This window comes from Bacillus sp. JUb11, from assembly GCF_024807925.1.
GTDB classification, from domain to species: Bacteria; Bacillota; Bacilli; order Bacillales; family Bacillaceae; genus Bacillus; species Bacillus altitudinis.
Genome location: NZ_JANUEZ010000010.1, coordinates 68,552 through 85,354, shown reverse-complemented (window position 1 = coordinate 85,354; position 16,803 = coordinate 68,552). Strand labels below are relative to the sequence as shown.

Below are 16,803 nucleotides of genomic sequence, written 5' to 3'. Positions count from 1 at the left end.
TTATTTGAGTAAAAGGAGTGTGCTTTCGTGCTGCGATACATGGTAAAAAGTGGAGAAACACTTGCTTCTATAGCACTTGATTTTCGAACAACGACAGATGATTTAAAGGCTGCAAATCCGTCACTTCAAGCCCGCGAGCCAGAACAAAATGAAGTCATCATCATCCCTGGATTACCGGATCCTAACACGATCCCTTACCGCATATCTGTGTCAATTTCAGCGAAACGTCTCGTGCTGTTTTCTGGATCACAGCTCTTGCGCTCATACCCGATTGCAACCGGCAGAATATTAAACATGACACCGACAGGTTCTTATTATATTGTCAACAGACAGCCAAACCCAGGAGGTCCCTTTGGCGCCTATTGGCTGAGCCTTTCAAAAGTTCATTACGGCATCCATGGAACGAATAACCCGTCTTCAATTGGTAAAGCTGTGTCTAGAGGGTGCATTCGCATGTATAATCAGAATGTCATCGAACTTGCTTCAATTGTTCCAAATGGAACACCTGTGACCATTAGCCAGTAGGAGAAATCAATTGTACGAATGGTTAAAATTTTATATGATAGAAAGTGGGATCTTCAGGTTAAGGAGCGTATTTATGGATATTTTTAAAAACAGAAATTTTGTTCGTCTCTTTTTTGCAGCACTTGCCTCGCAAATGGGGACAACAGTAGGCAATATGGCGTTTGCCTTTTATTTGCTCGATCATTTTAGTCATCAGCCCGCTTACGCCACTTTAGCAGAGCTAATGTATTCACTGCCTACGATCTTTGTCTTTTTTATGGTCGGTGTGGTCGCAGACCGTTTTGATCGTAAAAAAGTCGCAGAGAATTGTGATTGGATACGAGCTGGGCTGACGATCGTTTTATTTATCGTCATTTATTTTAATTCACTGCCGCTTATTTTCTTGATCTTGTTTATACGAAGTGCCATTACGAAGTTCTTCTATCCAGCTGAAGCCTCTCTCGTTCAGGCCATTTTAAATAAAGATCAATATGCAAAAGCTGCAGGTTTAAATCAGATGCTGTTTAGTTTGTTTATGGTATTTGGTGTTGGAATTGGTGCCATTATGTATAAAACGATTGGACTTCACGGTGCCATTACCATTGATTTGGTCAGTTTTATTATTTCCGGTATTCTCATTCGATCATGCAATATTCCAATTGAAGCACGTCAGCCAAATGGACAAGCAGGCTGGAAAGGCATGACCGTTAAAACATCTCTAAAAGATTTTAAAGAAGGTATTCTCTATATTTTAAAAAATAAATTATTGGCTTCTTTAATTTTTGGCTTTTTTGTTTTCGGTCTTGTGAATGGCGCATTTGCCGTTCTTCCGATGTTTACAATGAAATACGGTCTTTCACCGGACCATTTTGAACTGCATACATCCTTTTTTACGATCGCAATCGGTGCCGGACTTCTAGTTGGAAGCTTACTTGGCTCTATTCTTGCGAAAAAGGTAAAGATGCAATATCTCATGTCGATTCCAATTCTAGTTGCAGGTATTTTAATTTTTGTCCTTGGTTCTACCCATACATTATGGTTATTTTATGTCACATCATTTGTCATTGGTACATGTATTGGTCCAGTCAACATTGTCATTGGAGGCTGGCTCCCAAGAATTGTTCACCCTCGTCTGATGGGACGCGTATCAGGGTGGGTTGATCCGCTCACCATGTTTGCACAATCATTGACGCTAGGTTTAATTGCCGTGTTATTTCCAAAGCTCATCACCAATGTTTCTTACATTTATTACGGAATGGGTATTATTATTTTACTCGTCTTCCTTTTTTACTTCATTACACTGCCAAAGTTCAGCAGAGAAGCTGCTGACTTAGATGTACAGCGTGAATTAAAAGGTCAGGGAGTACAATAGATGAAGCAAAAAGGACTTTCTTCTATAGAAAGTCCTTTTTTCATGGCAGTAACATAAACGACGCTTATTTTTTCTGCTCATCGAAATGAATTGAAGCAAAATGAACGATTCTATCGACTGTATAAATGCTAATAAATAAGATGAGAAAAAGAAGAAAAGGATGAATCGGCTGATCATCTATCACGTACACAATGCCTCCAACGACAAAAGCGACCAATAAAGGCGTTAAAATATCTTTCAATCTAAACCGTCCTTTCTGTTCTCATTGACTTTACTCTTCTTATTTTATAACAAATTTTTCTTTTTATAAAATAAAAGGGATGTGTATAAATGCAACATTGTCAATAAAAATTCTTTACAATATTGGAAGTTTTATAGTAATATAGTCAGGTTGGAGGTGAGGGGTATGCTAAAAAGCTATTATTTTATTCATTCAAAAAATGAACAAGGACAATATGTTGTACATACAGAAGACTGCGCATTTTTAGGTGATGCAGCAAGCCGTACGTTGATTGGTCTGCACATGAACAGTGAAAGCGCCATGGATGAAGCCAAAAAAATGACGAGTGAAACTGATTTTAACGGCTGTTTTTACTGTGCTTATTCTAGCCATACGAAATAGTCCATGTTTTTAAGCCATATGTTCGACTTTGATTGTCTTGCATATGGTAGATCTGCAATCATCAAAAACTTATTTAATTTTGATCTGTACAATAAAAATCCCCTATTAAAAGGGGATTAAGTTATATCTATTTGCTATTAACTTTTAGACATGTTTATGAATTTTCTAACGTTTTTTTATATTAATTGTTTTAGAATTTACATACCCTAGATCTTTACCATTCTTACTAGATAAATCGACATGTACAACAGCTTCATATCCTCTATGTTTGTATTCTGGTAGATTTAAACTTAATTTTTTCAGCGGGGTTTTATATTTAAAACTCCCTCTTTCAAATTTTGCGGTATATGTATAGAGTCCGATTGGAGACAAATGAGCATCATATCTTAGTTCACCACATTTACCATTTTGTTCAATTGTAAAATCAACAGTTTTAGCTTTTTTAGAATAATTGGTAGCATCTGTCCATACTCTTACCTTACATGTAGATTTAGCAAAATACGGGGTTTGCCAATTGCTAGTAGCAGCTGATGCATCGATAGAAAAAAAGATTGATACACATAAAAATACAAACGAAATTACTAGTCTTAACTTCATAAAATCACCCTTTTTTAAAAATATATAGAAATTATACAATATTATTACATTTTACTCAACAATTCCTTCTGAATCACAATATACGAAAACGTTTCCAAAATTATTTTTTCAATTTTCATATTATAAATAATTTTTTGCGTATTTAATCCATTTTGTTTCTATAATAAACATCAAGTCATGTGCACAATTAAAAAAAAATGCCGATCAAGTCCAATACATATATCACTTTTAACAATAACTCTATTTGCAATTTACTAATAAAATCGTATAATTTATACTAAGCACAGGAAGACGAAAGACAAAGGAGAGAAAAAATGGACGATTATGCTCATACTAAAGACATAGAACCTACAGCAGAAAACATCGCAAAAGCCATTTATACTGTTAACCGCCATGCTAAAACCGCACCAAATCCCAAGTTTCTTTATCTTTTGAAAAAACGTGCGCTGCAAAAACTATTGCAAGAAGGTAAAGGAAGAAAAGTGGGCCTACATTTCTCTAACAATCCCAGATATAGTCAACAACAGTCCGACGTGCTGATTGAAATCGGAGATTATTATTTTCATCTGCCACCAACTAAAGAAGACTTCGAATTTTTGCCACACTTAGGAAATTTAAATCAATCATATCGCAATCCGAAAGCGAATATGTCATTAAATCGAGCGAAACAAATACTTCAAACGTATGTCGGTTTAAAAGAAAAACCTGCCGCCACAAAACAAAAATCACATTATACAAAACCCGTCTTCAAACGGCTCGGGGAAAGTTATTTTTAAACAGAAAAACCACTCAAAGCGAGTGGTTTTTTCTTTAGATAATAAAATGATCTACCTTTTCAATCAACTGATGAATTTCTGGTTTACTAATTTGATCATCTGCACCGATGGTTTCCCCTTTATGACGCAGATCGTCCGTAATTAATGAAGAGAAAATGAGAATTGGAATGGACTGTGTTAAAGGATTGTCCTTCAGCAGCTTTGTTAATCGATGTCCATCCATTTTTGGCATTTCTATATCTGTAATAATCATATCAATTTCTTCTGTCACACTAATGCCTTTACTGACAAGATCCATGACATGGTCATATGCTTGTTTCCCATCTTCAAAGGTTACAATGTTTTTATAGCCTGCCTCGGTTAATTCGTTTGTTAATAAGCGCATGAGAAGCGGAGAATCTTCAACAACATACAGCTTCTTCCCTGTTCTTCTCTCGTCTTTCTCACCGTCAAACATATGATATGTGTCTACGCCAGATGCGGATTCAATATCATAAATGATTTTTTCGTAATCTGGAAGGAAAATCATTTTCTCGTCAAGCTTGATGATCCCGGTTAAATGACGGTCCATTCCTTGATTCAGTGCAGTTGGTTTTTCAATCTCTTCCCAGCTGACGCGGTGAATTTGTGATACCGTTCCTGTATGGAACACAAATTTCCGTTGGTTGAATTCAGTCACAATGTATTTCTCTTGTTCTGACTGATCTGACTCGACATTAAAAAAGGAAAATAGATTGATGACTGGTAAAATCTCGCCTCGTAAACTAATCATCCCTTCTACATCTTGGTGAGAGTGCGGTATAACTGTCACCTCAACTGGCTGAATAATTTCTCTTACTTTCATGACGTTAATGCCGAATTGATTTGAACCAATTTCAAACTTCACAATTTCCAATTCATTAGTACCAGAGTCAAGTAAAATTTCTTGTTTGTTTAAAGCCACGGAAATCCCTCTATTCTTCAATATAAGATTGTACTTTTTATATCGGCAGCATGGGTAAAAAGTTGACGTTTCTTTACGCTTTCTCTCGTACGAATTGATGAATCACAAGCCCTATGGCTGCAAGGATGAGCAAAGATCCTAATGCAAGACGGCTTGCGAGATTCCCATGTGTTGCAAATAGCAGTGTGACGGAGCCATAAATGATGGGACCGACAATTGAAGACACTTTTCCCGAAAACGCAAAGAGACCAAAAAATTGTCCTCGTTTTTCTTTAGGCGTCAGCTCAATAATGAGGATTCGTGATGATCCCCAGCTTGCGCCAAGTGAAATTCCGAATAGACTGCCTGCTACCCAGAAGACCCATTCAGTTGTCGCTGTCACAGCTAGAATGAGCGCCACAATTAAAATGACATACACGACTGTAATCGAGCGCTTTGCCCCGATGTCCTTTGTGACATACCCGAATAGAAACGAGCCAATGATACTTGAAATCGTGGACACAAGATACAGCAAAATAAATTGACCTGCCGTAAAGCCAATGATAATTTTTGCATAAACCGCCATCATCGCAATCGCTGTCTGCAACGCATCATTCATAAAAAAGAAAGCGATCATAAAAATAAAGGCCGGTTTGTACTGCTTCATCTCTTTAAATGTACGAATAATCTCTTTATATCCGCTGAAAAAAGACGCCTTTTTCTCTTGCTGCGGCAGAGGGTGGGGGTCCTTTATAATAAAAAGAAAGGGAAGAAAAAAGAGAAAGAATAAAAGGGCTGTCGGAATAAATGCTTCATGAAACTGGTCATTTCCTACAAGTAAATAAACAGAAAGGCCGACAAGTGTACCTAAATAGCCGACAGCAATACCGAATCCAGAAATGAGGGGGATTTCATCCTTTGTCCCAAGATCGGGCAAAATGGTGTCATAAAAAACAAGACTAGAGTGATAGAAAAATTTGGCGATGACGAACAAAGTAACCACCACCAATAAGGAGACAGGAAGACCAAACCATTCGCTTGAGAAATCAATCCCAGCAAAGATCCCCATCATAAAGGTACAGGCAATACAAATCAGGGTAAACACCGTGATATACCGCTTCTTTTTCCCTGTACGATCAATCAGCACACCGTATAAAGGCGTAAAAATGACGAGGAAAAAGCTTGCAAGTGCGTTCGCATAAGAAATAAATGTACTGGCGATTTGATCCATCCTCGCACTGTCACCTATCGTCTCCTGCAAGTAAAATGGGAAGAAAATGGTGATCATATTCGATGAAAATATCGTATTTGCAAAATCATACAATGCCCAGGCCAAAACAGGTGCGGTGAAAAAGAGCCCGAAGCTTGCCCCTTCTTTTTGAACGGTCATTTTCCCTCTTTTCAATAGATTGACTCCCTTCTCTGCTTTATTTTCACTATCATTCTACTTTATGTGACGTTTCCCTCTTCCATACAAGCAATCTATACAAAAAGCACCCCTAACTATTTAGCAGAGGTGCTTCTTTTCATTATTTCTTTACGACAATGGTACTTGCAATCAAATCGTGAAGTGCTTGTTTTTTTTCTGTGAAAAACGCAATGATGTAGCCAATACATAAGATTGGAGACAAAAAGCCTTTTGCAAAAAAGCGGCCTGTCGCGCGCCCGAATGTTATTTTTCCACCCGTTACTTTTGTCACTTTGATTCCAAGAGCCATTTTACCAAGAGTTCCTTGCAGCTTTGATGATTCCATGATCGCATAATACAGCCAAGTCACCGCGATACCGACTAAAATCGTTGCGCCATAGAAAAAGATAAAGCCCATTATGACTGCCCATTCTTCATCCGTGATCACCGTAGAAGAATAGTAATAGCTATCATCATACATTAAAAATGCCGCCTCAGGGCTTGAGACAAAAAAGAGTGTTGCGAGAATAAATACAATGAATGAAAATGGTACACTAATAATGACACCGTCTAAAAGATGAGCAAGAAAACGATAACCTACTCCAGCTAGTTCAGGATGTTTTTCTTCTTGAATAGGTGCTTCTGACATGTTTGTTTCCATCCTATTTCTCCTTTATTATGTATGTTTTCTATAAATTTCTTATAATCATTCGTTATTATATCTTATGAATATCGCAAGATCAATGGAGCTTTTCATTTTTACATGAATTTTAGATCATTTTGCAATGATGATTTATGTGAATAAATACTGAAAATTCACGAAAATTATGGCACATCTAGTTCTTTCAACGCCTGATTTTTTAACATTTTGTGATATTTTTGTCTCATTTCGATTCTTCTGTTGACAATCACATTTCACATGATACAATATTCAAGGATTTTTTAAAGAAAGGTGTTCATGATGGGAACTGTCGTACTATTAAAGAACAACGAAATGACTGTGATTGAAGATATTTGCGAAGCTGATTTTTTAGATATGAAACATGGTTTATCTAATGAAGATGCTGCTTATATCTCTTGGTATGAAGATTACGATACTGCTTATGGATATTGATTTCATTTCATAGATGAAGCGTAAAAAAAGGCGATACAACCTTCAAAGAGGTGGTATCGCCTTTTTACGTTTGTGTGCTTCTTTCACTTTCAGGTTCTACATGAATAAAGATTTGTGCATGCGGAAACGCCTGCTGAATGTTCTCTTCAATTCGATCACATAATTGGTGGACATCTTCAATGGTTGTTTTTCCATGAACAATCAAATGAAAATCAATATATTCTTCAGCACCGGATCGTCTTGTTCGAAAGTCATGATATTCAATGAATTCTTGACTGAATGTTTGAATGATGCCCTCTATCGCTTGTTCTTCTTCCGGAGTTAACCGGGCGTCGACAAGCGGCGGGAAGGCTTCCTTCATGAGTTTAAACGCTTCACGCATAATATAGAGCGCTAGCATCATTCCAATAATCGGATCGAGGAAATACCAGTCCGTTAATGCAACAAGCAATAAACTAATGGCGACCCCTAGTGACGTAAACACATCTGTTAAAAGATGCAGTGCATTCGATTTCATGGCAACAGAATGTACTCGCTCTGCCTCTTTGTTCACAACTCTCGACACAACAAAATTGATAAGTGCCCCGATCAGCATGACCACAATACCAAGTACCGGCAGTTTAACAGGCTCTGGATGCATTAATTTATGAACACATTCATAAATGATCCAAATCCCAGCAACAAAAATCAACAAAGTTTCAATCGTTCCAGAAATATTTTCAACTTTCCCATGTCCATAAGGATGTTTTGAATCTGCCGGCTTTCTTGAAATACGAACAGAGATAAATGCAATAAAAGAGGCCATTAAATCGAGAAAAGAGTGAATGGCTTCTGATAAAACCGCAACAGATCCAGTTAACACCCCTACAATGATTTTAAGGACCACAACAAACGTATTACTCATGACGGATAAAAAGGCTATTTTCGATGTCTTTGCTGATTGATCCATCTATTATCGTCCTCCTTCAGGAGATCGTATGCCTGTGAAAGCAATTCCCATGACTTGATTCTCTCGTTCTTTCAGTTTATACCGTTTTGCCTTATTCTAATCATCTTAAGCAGAGCTGTATTTTCCGAGCAGGTTACGCTATAATAAATGTTGCTCTTTCTTCATATATCACTCATGCTGTGATGGATAGGAGAATAGACTACATATAACGATATCCGAAGCCTTTCCGCAGGTGACATTTATGCAGTGAATGGTAAAATAGGATAAAAACATAAATTTTTAAGGTGATGAGAAATGGAGCATTTGCTGAATCCAAGAGTTAAGGATATTGAAATTTCAGGCATTCGAACATTTTCAAATCTCGTATCTTCATATGAGGATGTCGTTTCATTGACCATAGGTCAGCCCGATTTTTATACGCCGCATCATGTCAAAACAGCTGCCAAAACAGCCATTGACGAGAATTTCACCTCGTATACTCATAATGCTGGATTTTTAGAGCTAAGACAAGCGATCCAGCAATACATCAAAAAGAAAGTCCATCTTGATTATGATGCAGAGACAGAAATCATTGTGACAACAGGTGCGAGTCAAGCAATTGATGCTGCGTTTCGAACCATTTTGACTGAAGGCGATGAGGTCATCCTGCCCGGCCCTGTGTACCCTGGCTATGAACCGATCATTCGGATGTGCGGTGCGGTGCCCGTGCATATCGACACAACAAATGCCGGTTTTAAATTAAACGCCAAGCTGATTGAAGATGCATTAACGGAAAAGACAAAGTGTGTTGTCCTTCCATACCCTTCAAATCCAACTGGGGTCACGCTATTAGAAGAAGAATTGAAAGAAATTGCACAGCTTCTTGAAGGAAAGGATATTTTTATTCTATCTGATGAAATTTATAGTGAGCTGACATTTGATCGTCCACATCATTCCATTGCTTCTTTCTTAAAGGAACAGACGATTGTCATCAATGGACTGTCAAAATCTCATAGCATGACCGGATGGAGAATCGGCTTTTTATTAGCTTCCGCTCCTATTGCTAAACATGTATTAAAAGTACATCAATATAACGTGTCTTGTGCCTCGGCTATCTCACAAAAGGCGGCACTTGAAGCAGTGACAAATGGTGTGGATGATGCACTGATCATGAGAGAGCAATATAAGAAAAGACTCGACTATGTATATGATCGACTCATTTCTATGGGGCTTCCGGTCATTAAGCCTTCCGGCGCTTTTTATATTTTCCCTTCCATTGAATCGTTTGGGATGAGTTCATTTGATTTTTGCATGGAGTTGTTAGAAAGTACAAGACTTGCGGTCGTACCTGGTTCTGCTTTCTCTTCACTCGGAGAAGGATATGTGCGCCTTTCCTATGCATATTCACTTGAAACGTTAAAAGAAGGACTTGACCGTCTCGAACAATTTGTTCTTGAAAAGCGTTCCATACAATCAACAGACGGATGAAACAACGGCTCTCTTGCCGTTGTTTTTATTTTGCGGGAAACATGATGTGAAACACAGTCCCTTTCTCTGGGTCGCTATCTACCCGGATGGTTCCGTTGTGATTTTCTAAAATATTAAATGTCACCATGAGCCCAAGTCCTGTTCCCTTTTCTTTTGTTGTTAAAAAAGGTTCACCGATCCGCTTCATGACCGATTCAGGAATACCAATTCCTTCATCTCTAATCGTGACAAGTATCCCTTCTTTTTCGGCTTTGGCGGTAATGTCTACCTTCCCTCCGTCCGGCATGGATTCGACGGCATTTTTGATTAAATTGATAAACACCTGCTTCAGCTGGTTTTGATCCCCATTCATCAGAAGATCCTCCTCGATATCACTTGTGTTCATCAAAATTCCATTTAAGTTGGCCTGTGTCTCTAACAGAGCGGTGACTTCGCTAATGATTTTTTTCAAATCAAGCGTCTGCATGGATGCTGTTTGCTGCGGCTTCGCAAGCATTAGTAGCTCACTTAAGATGATTTCAATCCGGCTCAGCTCAGAGAAGACAATTTCAAAATATTGATCACGGTCTTTTGTTTTTGGTTTAATGAGCTGTAAAAAGCCCTTAATCGCCGTCAGTGGATTCCTTATTTCGTGTGCAATACCTGCTGCCAATTGACCTGCGATTGATAATTTTTCAGAGCGCAGCATGAGTTCTTCTGTCTGTTTTCGTTCAGATATATCTCTTAAAATAATTTGAACGGCTGTTTCACCAAAAAATGTGGTAGGGATACAAACCATTTCTGTATAAATCAACCGGTGTTTAAACGTATGGCAGCTCATCGTCACAATCTCAGAATCTGATGCTCTTTCGATTATACGTGATAAGCTCTTTTTGACTTTTTGTTGATCACATGAATGGATTTGATGAAAGATATCTTTTCCGATTAATTTATCGTAATGTTCGGCTTCAAATAATTTAATACCTGATTCATTCATAAATACCCATTTATGATCGTGGATGACGGCAATGGTATCAATAGAATTTTGGATAAGCAGCTGATACCGCTCTCTACTTTTTTGAAGAACGGTTTGAAATTTTTTACGGGAAGAGATGTCCACTAATAGTAAAAGTTCTGCCCGTTGATTTTGATAAATTGCCGGAGATGACTTCACTTCAATATGAATCATGCTCCCGTCTTTCCTTTTCCATATTTGTTCAATCATTCCGACTGGAAGGCCTTGCTGCAGTCTTTTGATTCGGCTTCTCACAATGTCATGGTACTCCTCGGCAATAAAATCAAACGCAGACTTGCCGATCATTTCATCTTTTGTACATACACCCATTAATTGCAGCATCGCATCGTTGGCATACACAATTTTCCCAAGCGCCGTAATACATAACGGATTTGGCAGCATGGCAATCAGATTTTCAGCTTCACTGACATCTTGGAAAGCCGGTAGACTGCCTAACGACTGTTCTGACACTTCTGTTGGTTGAAATGCTGCTTTTTGAGGCTCTGTATTCATTACCCTCATTTTCAGGATCATTTCTCTACTTAAATCGTTGTCTAACCCATCACAAGCAACAAAATCAATGCTTGCTTCTACCCATACAGCTGTAAGATCACTTCTAAGCAGTCTAAAGTGGCAAATCTCTAGCATGTGCTGATTATAGAAATAACTTTCGACGAGAAATTGATCTTCGGTATGAACAAAGTCTTTCAAAAAACACCCTAGTAAATCCTTTTGTTCATAGAGCAAAAGCTGCTTACAATTGGAAGAAATGTAGAGAAAGCGGCCATTAGAAGAAAGAACGGCATGTAAATCAATATTCGAGTACAGCTGATTCGAATCTTTCATTTTTTGTTCCATCGTCGTCCGACCCTCCTTTAATTTTTTTAGGGTTGTCCTTAGTTTGATGTATAAAAAGGATTCGCTAGAAAAACCGTATTTTCCTCCCAATCTCTTGTGAAACGTCCATATTTTCAGCAAAAAGGGAGCACTTTCTCTTGCTGTGCTCCCTGCTGTTTATTGCTTTTCATATTTCTTTTGTAATTCAACGTACTTATCAACAATTTTACTTGGAATGGTTTTAATGACAGGATCTTTATCTGATACATACGGTGTGACGACACTAAATGCCACTTTCGGATTGGAAGAAGGATAATATCCTCCAAAGGTTAAATTGTACGTGGCATTCCCCCACCAGCTCCGGTTGGCACCATAGTAGAAGGTTTGGGCTGTACCCGTTTTCCCTGCGACATCATGCTGACCGAACCGGCCAGCTGCAGTCCCGCCTGTTGATGTGACCATTTTTAGTCCCATTTTGACGCGGTCGATATCTGCTTTCGAGTTGTTAATGGTGTTCAGCACCTTCGGCTCATATTTCTTCACAACAGGACCTACTTCTTCCTTATTTGTTGGGAAGTGAACACTTTTCACCACTCTTGGCTGAATACGGTTACCTCCATTTGCGATGGTCGACATGTATTGTGCAACTTGAAGTGGTGTATACGTGTCATACTGGCCAATCGCTTCATCAAGTAAGAGTCCGCCGACTGTCTTAGGATGCGTCTGCATTCCGCTTGATTCCTGCGGCAAATCGATGCCTGTTTTTACGCCAAGACCGAATTGAGCATAGTAGTTTCTCATTTTTTGTAAGTGTTCAGGTCTTGCTGGTAACGGGCCATCCTTTTGATAGGTGATCCCTGCCATTCTCATCGCTACTTGGAACATATAAACGTTGGAACTCTTTTGGAGTGCCTGAAGGTCATTAACCCACCCAAGATCTTTGTAAGACCTCTTCGGTTTTCCACTTCCCGCAAAATACAGCGGTGTATCCGTATAGGATTGGTTGTGTGACATGCCATCTTGATAACCAGAGAGGACAGTAGCTCCTTTGACAACAGAGCCCATTTCATACTGAGTCGTAAATGTTCCGATCGCATAATCTGTGACGTCTCTTCCGTCCATTTTCTTACCTGACATTGCGAGAACATCACCTGTGTTAGGGTCCATCATCACAACAAAGGCACGGTCCATCATATAGTTTCTTGCACTAGCAGATCTTAGCTCTGACTCAACGATTTTGTCGACTTCCTTTTGCAGCTCCATATCAAATGTGAGTGCAAGGTCAAGTCCTCTTCGTCCTTCTGTCCGCTTGATTTCATCAAGCAGTTTGCCGCCGACCTGTGTATATTGAACAGTTGCTTTTTCTGGATTGAGAAAATCTTCATATTGATATTCTAAATAACTTTTTCCTACTCGGTCATTTCTCGAGTAACCTCTTGCCATATAGTAATCTTCACGCTCTTTTATAATGCCTTGCTCTGGGGTGGTGACACCGCCAAGGACATTATAGAGGGTTTTTTCATACGGATATTTCCTTGTCCAGTCATTGATGACATTTACACCAGGCAGTTCATCAAGATGCTCTGATACTAGTGAGATCTCTTCGTATGTCAAACTTACGGATGATGTCTGTTTTGATTCTTTTGTTTCATCAAGCAACGCAACTTTTTCGTCCCCTTTTTTCTCTTCGTTCGGGTCCATTGCTTTCACGATTTGAGGTTCAAAGGCATATCCGCCTGTAAACCTGCGATAGATCGCTGCAACTGCTTTTTCCTCTGCATCTTTTTCGATCGCCTTGATTTCTTTCTTAGGCACACGCTCTACTTGAAGAGGATAGACATCTTTTGCTTTAAGATTCTTTTGCTCTGCTTTTGAAATGAGCTTATCCGCTTCTTTCGGATGGCTTGCCAGCCAAAAATCTCGAATGTCACGCTCTCTCAAAAAATCTGTATCCATTTTTATATAAGTCGCAAGTTTTCTTGCTACTTTAATCTTATCCTCCGCTTTCACACCGCTTTCTGATGTATAAACGATGGCAGGTACACTTTCGTTATCAACAACGACTCTTCCTCTCGCGTCATACATTTTTCCTCTTGGAGACGGGTATGATGCTGTTTTGACCTCAGTTCGGTTGGCTTGCTTTTTATAATCCTCACCATTGACGATTTGCAGCACACCGAGCTTGATGACAAGTCCAGCAAATAAACTAAATACAGCGAAGAAAAAGAGATTAATTCTCCAGGCGTTCCGGCGCTTCATTTTTTTCTGCTCGGCAGCACCTTGATGCTGTTTCTCTCCCACTTATGTAGCTCCTCTCATCCTTTCAATCTTTTACAATTACCACTCATTATTGTAACACTTTTGTAATAGTTGTTACAGCGAAACAAGTGAAAAAAAGCTGTCAATCCCTATTCTGCAAAAAAATATACTAACACTTTAAAATATTGGTATGTTTATGTCGTTTTCTTTAAATAGAAAGATTCTCCATTCATTGATATGAGGAGATTCTTTCTATGACTTTAACAAAAATGACAAATGGGCGTTGTCAATGGAGGATGCTGGTACGTTTATAACAAAAAGTCCATGTTATGATTTTCTGTGAGAAAACAAAACAAAGATTTTAGGAGGAGTTACAAAATGAAAAAGAAATCATTCATTTTTTCAGCGCTGACAGCTGCTGCATTGATCACGTTCACTGGAGGGCATTCAGCTGATGCGAAAGAGCTTAACCTGAAACAAGTCATAAACGTACAGCATCAAGCCATTGATCTTCATACATTAGCTGCAAAATTACATATCTCTTCAGATGTAAACAAGCTAAGCACTTCAAATCAAAAAGAGATCGAAGCTCTATTAAACAAGCTGATCAAAAGTGGTCAACCTGTTACTGGAACAAAAGTGGTGAAAGAAGTAAACAAAGCAAAAAATGAGCAAAAACAAGAATCAGTGAAAAAACCAGCTGCTTCTAAACCAAGCACACCAGCAAAAGAAAACACAACGAACAACAGCTCAAAATCTGATCAAAAAGACACAACTGCAACAAAAGCAGACAGCAGCTTAAATGCATTTGAACAAGAAGTGGTTGAGCTGACAAATAAAGAGCGTGCAAAACAAGGCTTAAAAGCTCTTTCTGTTGATTCTAAATTAAGCAAATCTGCTCGCGCTAAATCACAAGATATGAAAGATAAAAACTATTTCTCTCATACAAGCCCAACTTACGGATCTCCATTTGATCAAATGAAGCAATTTGGTATCACGTACAAAACAGCAGGTGAAAACATTGCGCAAGGTCAAAGATCACCTCAAGAAGTAGTAACAGCTTGGATGAACAGTGAAGGTCACAGAGCGAACATTTTAAACAAAAACTATACACATATTGGTGTAGGTTATGTGAAATCTGGTAACTACTGGACGCAGCAATTCATCGGAAAATAAGATCAAAAAAACCTGTCTCTATTTGGGACAGGTTTTTAGTTTGTCTTCTTTTTTCAGCAATGTGAGGGCTTGTTTACACGCTACAAACTGTTCCACCTAGGCGGAGCAGTTTTTTTTATTTCACCCATAATTTATAGATGCTTTGTGTTCCGCTGTTTTCTTCGCCCTGTTCGCTGAGCTTTTCATATAATGACTTCGCTAGTGACAGGCCTGGCATCTCTTCTCTCATCAGCTCTGCTTCTTCAAGTGCAATGCCCATATCCTTAATAAAATGCTTCACATAAAATCCTGGCTCGAAATCACCTTTCAGCATTCTTGGTGCAAGGTTTGACAAAGACCAGCTGCCGGCTGCTCCTGTTGTGATGCTTTTAAGTACCTGCTCTGGATCAAGTCCTGATTTTTCCGCATAGGCCATTGCCTCAGCGACACCTACCATCCCTGCTGCGATAGCAATTTGGTTACACATTTTTGTATGCTGACCACTTCCTGCAGGTCCTTGATATTGAATGTTTTCGCCCATTTGCTGAAATAGCGGCAGGCATGCTTCATAGGCTGCTTTTTCTCCGCCAATCATAATTGCAAGCGTGCCGTTTTGGGCTCCAACGTCTCCGCCAGAGACCGGCGCATCTAATGCAAATAGTCCTTTTTCCTTCGCTTTCGCTTCAATTTCTTTTGCCAGCTGAGGTTTCGATGTGGTCATATCAATGAGGTATGTACCAGGCGCAGCATGTGTCACGAGTCCATCTTCTCCTAAATAGACTTCTTCTACATCTGATGGATACCCGACCATTGTGATGACGGCATCTGCCTCCTTTGCGATCTCCTTTACGGTCGATTTCCAAAGAGCACCTTTTTGAACCAATGTGTCTGCCTTTGCTTTTGTTCTTGTATAAACGAGAACTTCGTAGCCAGCATCCATTAAATGCCCTGCCATACTACGTCCCATTACACCGATTCCAATAAAACCAACTGTTTTGATTTGTGCCATCAAGAACTCCTCCTTATAGAGACTTTGTCAATCCACCATCAATGATGAGGGTTTGACCTGTCATATATGTATTGGCTTCAGATAAAAGAAAAGCTGCATATGCTGCAAATTCCTCTGGCTGTCCGTAACGGCCCAGCGGAATCATACGTTCAGCTTGTGCTTTGATCTCTTCAACCGATTGTTGCTCCTCATGTGCACGGTGTTTGTCCAACTGTTTCACACGCTCTGTTTCAATTTTCCCCGGGGCTAAGGTATTGATCAAAATGCCATCTTTGGCAAGCTCCTGGGCAGCTGTTTTTGTCCAGCCGGTAATGGCCGGTCTAAATGTATTCGACAGCATCAAGCCTGGGATCGGTTCTTTGACCGACATAGATGCAATATTTAACACTCGTGCACCTTGTTTTTTTAAATACGGCAAGGCTTCTTTTAATAACCGAATATAGCTGAGTAAATGAAGCTGAAATGATTCCATCCAATCTTCATCCGTTAAGGTTTCAAGTGTTCCTGTTTGAGGACCGCCTGTATTGTTCACTAGTATATCAAGACGTTTTTCATCACCTGCTGCTGCGACGACAAGCGCTTTAATTTGCTCGGCATCAGATACATCACATACTTGATACGTCAGCTTCCCTTTTACAAGCGGGGATAATTCTTTGACCGCTTCTTGCAGCGTGTGCTCATGTCTTCCCGAGAGCATCACATCTGCTCCCTCTTTTGCAAGATGAAAGGCAATGGCTTTACCGATACCTTGACTGCTTGCAGCGACCAATGCTTTTTTTCCAGATAGATTAACATGCATGTTGGCACCCTCCTCTGTT

At 39.2% G+C, this 16,803-nt stretch carries 17 protein-coding genes; 7 read left to right on the top strand and 10 right to left on the bottom strand.

Annotated elements, in window-relative coordinates:
* The first annotated feature begins 27 nt into the window (after positions 1–27).
* Both M2369_RS17210 and M2369_RS17205 read left to right on the top strand, forming a co-directional pair.
* On the top strand, positions 28–525 hold the full coding sequence (locus M2369_RS17210) for a L,D-transpeptidase family protein (RefSeq protein ID WP_259255212.1): 498 nt from the start codon (positions 28–30) through the stop codon (positions 523–525).
* Between the two features lie 73 nt (positions 526–598).
* A complete protein-coding gene (locus M2369_RS17205; RefSeq protein WP_259255208.1) occupies positions 599–1,876 on the top strand; it encodes an MFS transporter in 1,278 nt (425 codons plus the stop codon).
* A 64-nt stretch (positions 1,877–1,940) separates the two neighbouring features.
* Here M2369_RS17205 and M2369_RS17200 read toward each other — a convergent pair whose 3' ends face one another.
* Positions 1,941–2,117, bottom strand: a complete 177-nt coding sequence (locus M2369_RS17200; RefSeq protein WP_173407972.1) for a hypothetical protein — start codon at positions 2,115–2,117, stop codon at positions 1,941–1,943.
* A 165-nt stretch (positions 2,118–2,282) separates the two neighbouring features.
* On the opposite strand from M2369_RS17200, the gene M2369_RS17195 reads away from it, so the two are divergent.
* Entirely contained in the window at positions 2,283–2,498 is a 216-nt protein-coding gene (locus tag M2369_RS17195; RefSeq protein WP_058337408.1) for a hypothetical protein, read from the top strand.
* A 165-nt stretch (positions 2,499–2,663) separates the two neighbouring features.
* Here the strand turns inward: M2369_RS17195 and M2369_RS17190 are convergent, their stop codons facing one another.
* A complete protein-coding gene (locus M2369_RS17190) occupies positions 2,664–3,095 on the bottom strand; it encodes a hypothetical protein (RefSeq protein ID WP_259255191.1) in 432 nt (143 codons plus the stop codon).
* A 314-nt stretch (positions 3,096–3,409) separates the two neighbouring features.
* Here M2369_RS17190 and M2369_RS17185 point away from each other — a divergent pair, with 314 nt between their 5' ends.
* A complete protein-coding gene (locus M2369_RS17185; protein ID WP_007498684.1) occupies positions 3,410–3,871 on the top strand; it encodes a YkyB family protein in 462 nt (153 codons plus the stop codon).
* A 34-nt stretch (positions 3,872–3,905) separates the two neighbouring features.
* On the opposite strand, the gene M2369_RS17180 is transcribed toward M2369_RS17185, so the two are convergent.
* From M2369_RS17180 to M2369_RS17170, 3 genes are all read right to left on the bottom strand, one after another.
* Entirely contained in the window at positions 3,906–4,814 is a 909-nt protein-coding gene (locus M2369_RS17180; protein WP_024719666.1) for a chemotaxis protein, read from the bottom strand.
* A gap of 73 nt (positions 4,815–4,887) precedes the next feature.
* Positions 4,888–6,198, bottom strand: coding sequence for an MFS transporter (locus M2369_RS17175; protein WP_259255162.1), 1,311 nt, complete (start codon positions 6,196–6,198; stop codon positions 4,888–4,890).
* A 124-nt stretch (positions 6,199–6,322) separates the two neighbouring features.
* Positions 6,323–6,862 carry an RDD family protein gene (locus M2369_RS17170; protein WP_058337409.1) on the bottom strand — a complete coding sequence of 180 codons (540 nt, stop codon included), beginning with the start codon at positions 6,860–6,862 and terminating at the stop codon, positions 6,323–6,325.
* Positions 6,863–7,162: 300 nt separating this feature from the next.
* Here M2369_RS17170 and M2369_RS17165 point away from each other — a divergent pair, with 300 nt between their 5' ends.
* Complete coding sequence (locus M2369_RS17165) at positions 7,163–7,315, top strand: hypothetical protein (protein ID WP_017367142.1); 153 nt, start codon at positions 7,163–7,165, stop codon at positions 7,313–7,315.
* 64 nt (positions 7,316–7,379) lie between these two features.
* Here M2369_RS17165 and M2369_RS17160 read toward each other — a convergent pair whose 3' ends face one another.
* Positions 7,380–8,264 carry a cation diffusion facilitator family transporter gene (locus M2369_RS17160; RefSeq protein WP_259255160.1) on the bottom strand — a complete coding sequence of 295 codons (885 nt, stop codon included), beginning with the start codon at positions 8,262–8,264 and terminating at the stop codon, positions 7,380–7,382.
* A gap of 294 nt (positions 8,265–8,558) precedes the next feature.
* Between M2369_RS17160 and M2369_RS17155 the strand changes: the two genes are divergently transcribed.
* A complete protein-coding gene (locus M2369_RS17155; protein ID WP_259255159.1) occupies positions 8,559–9,731 on the top strand; it encodes an aminotransferase A in 1,173 nt (390 codons plus the stop codon).
* Positions 9,732–9,756: 25 nt separating this feature from the next.
* Here M2369_RS17155 and M2369_RS17150 read toward each other — a convergent pair whose 3' ends face one another.
* Both M2369_RS17150 and M2369_RS17145 read right to left on the bottom strand, forming a co-directional pair.
* Positions 9,757–11,583, bottom strand: coding sequence for a PAS domain-containing sensor histidine kinase (locus tag M2369_RS17150; RefSeq protein WP_041507383.1), 1,827 nt, complete (start codon positions 11,581–11,583; stop codon positions 9,757–9,759).
* Positions 11,584–11,739: 156 nt separating this feature from the next.
* Positions 11,740–13,863: a peptidoglycan D,D-transpeptidase FtsI family protein gene (locus M2369_RS17145; protein WP_259255158.1), complete on the bottom strand. Its 2,124-nt coding sequence runs from the start codon at positions 13,861–13,863 to the stop codon at positions 11,740–11,742.
* A 336-nt stretch (positions 13,864–14,199) separates the two neighbouring features.
* On the opposite strand from M2369_RS17145, the gene M2369_RS17140 reads away from it, so the two are divergent.
* A complete protein-coding gene (locus M2369_RS17140; RefSeq protein ID WP_007498701.1) occupies positions 14,200–14,997 on the top strand; it encodes a CAP domain-containing protein in 798 nt (265 codons plus the stop codon).
* Positions 14,998–15,112: 115 nt separating this feature from the next.
* Here M2369_RS17140 and M2369_RS17135 read toward each other — a convergent pair whose 3' ends face one another.
* Together M2369_RS17135 and M2369_RS17130 are read right to left on the bottom strand one after the other, a co-directional pair.
* On the bottom strand, positions 15,113–15,985 hold the full coding sequence (locus tag M2369_RS17135; RefSeq protein WP_259255155.1) for an NAD(P)-dependent oxidoreductase: 873 nt from the start codon (positions 15,983–15,985) through the stop codon (positions 15,113–15,115).
* Between the two features lie 13 nt (positions 15,986–15,998).
* Positions 15,999–16,784 carry an SDR family oxidoreductase gene (locus tag M2369_RS17130; RefSeq protein ID WP_065460261.1) on the bottom strand — a complete coding sequence of 262 codons (786 nt, stop codon included), beginning with the start codon at positions 16,782–16,784 and terminating at the stop codon, positions 15,999–16,001.
* Between the last annotated feature and the right edge of the window lie 19 nt (positions 16,785–16,803).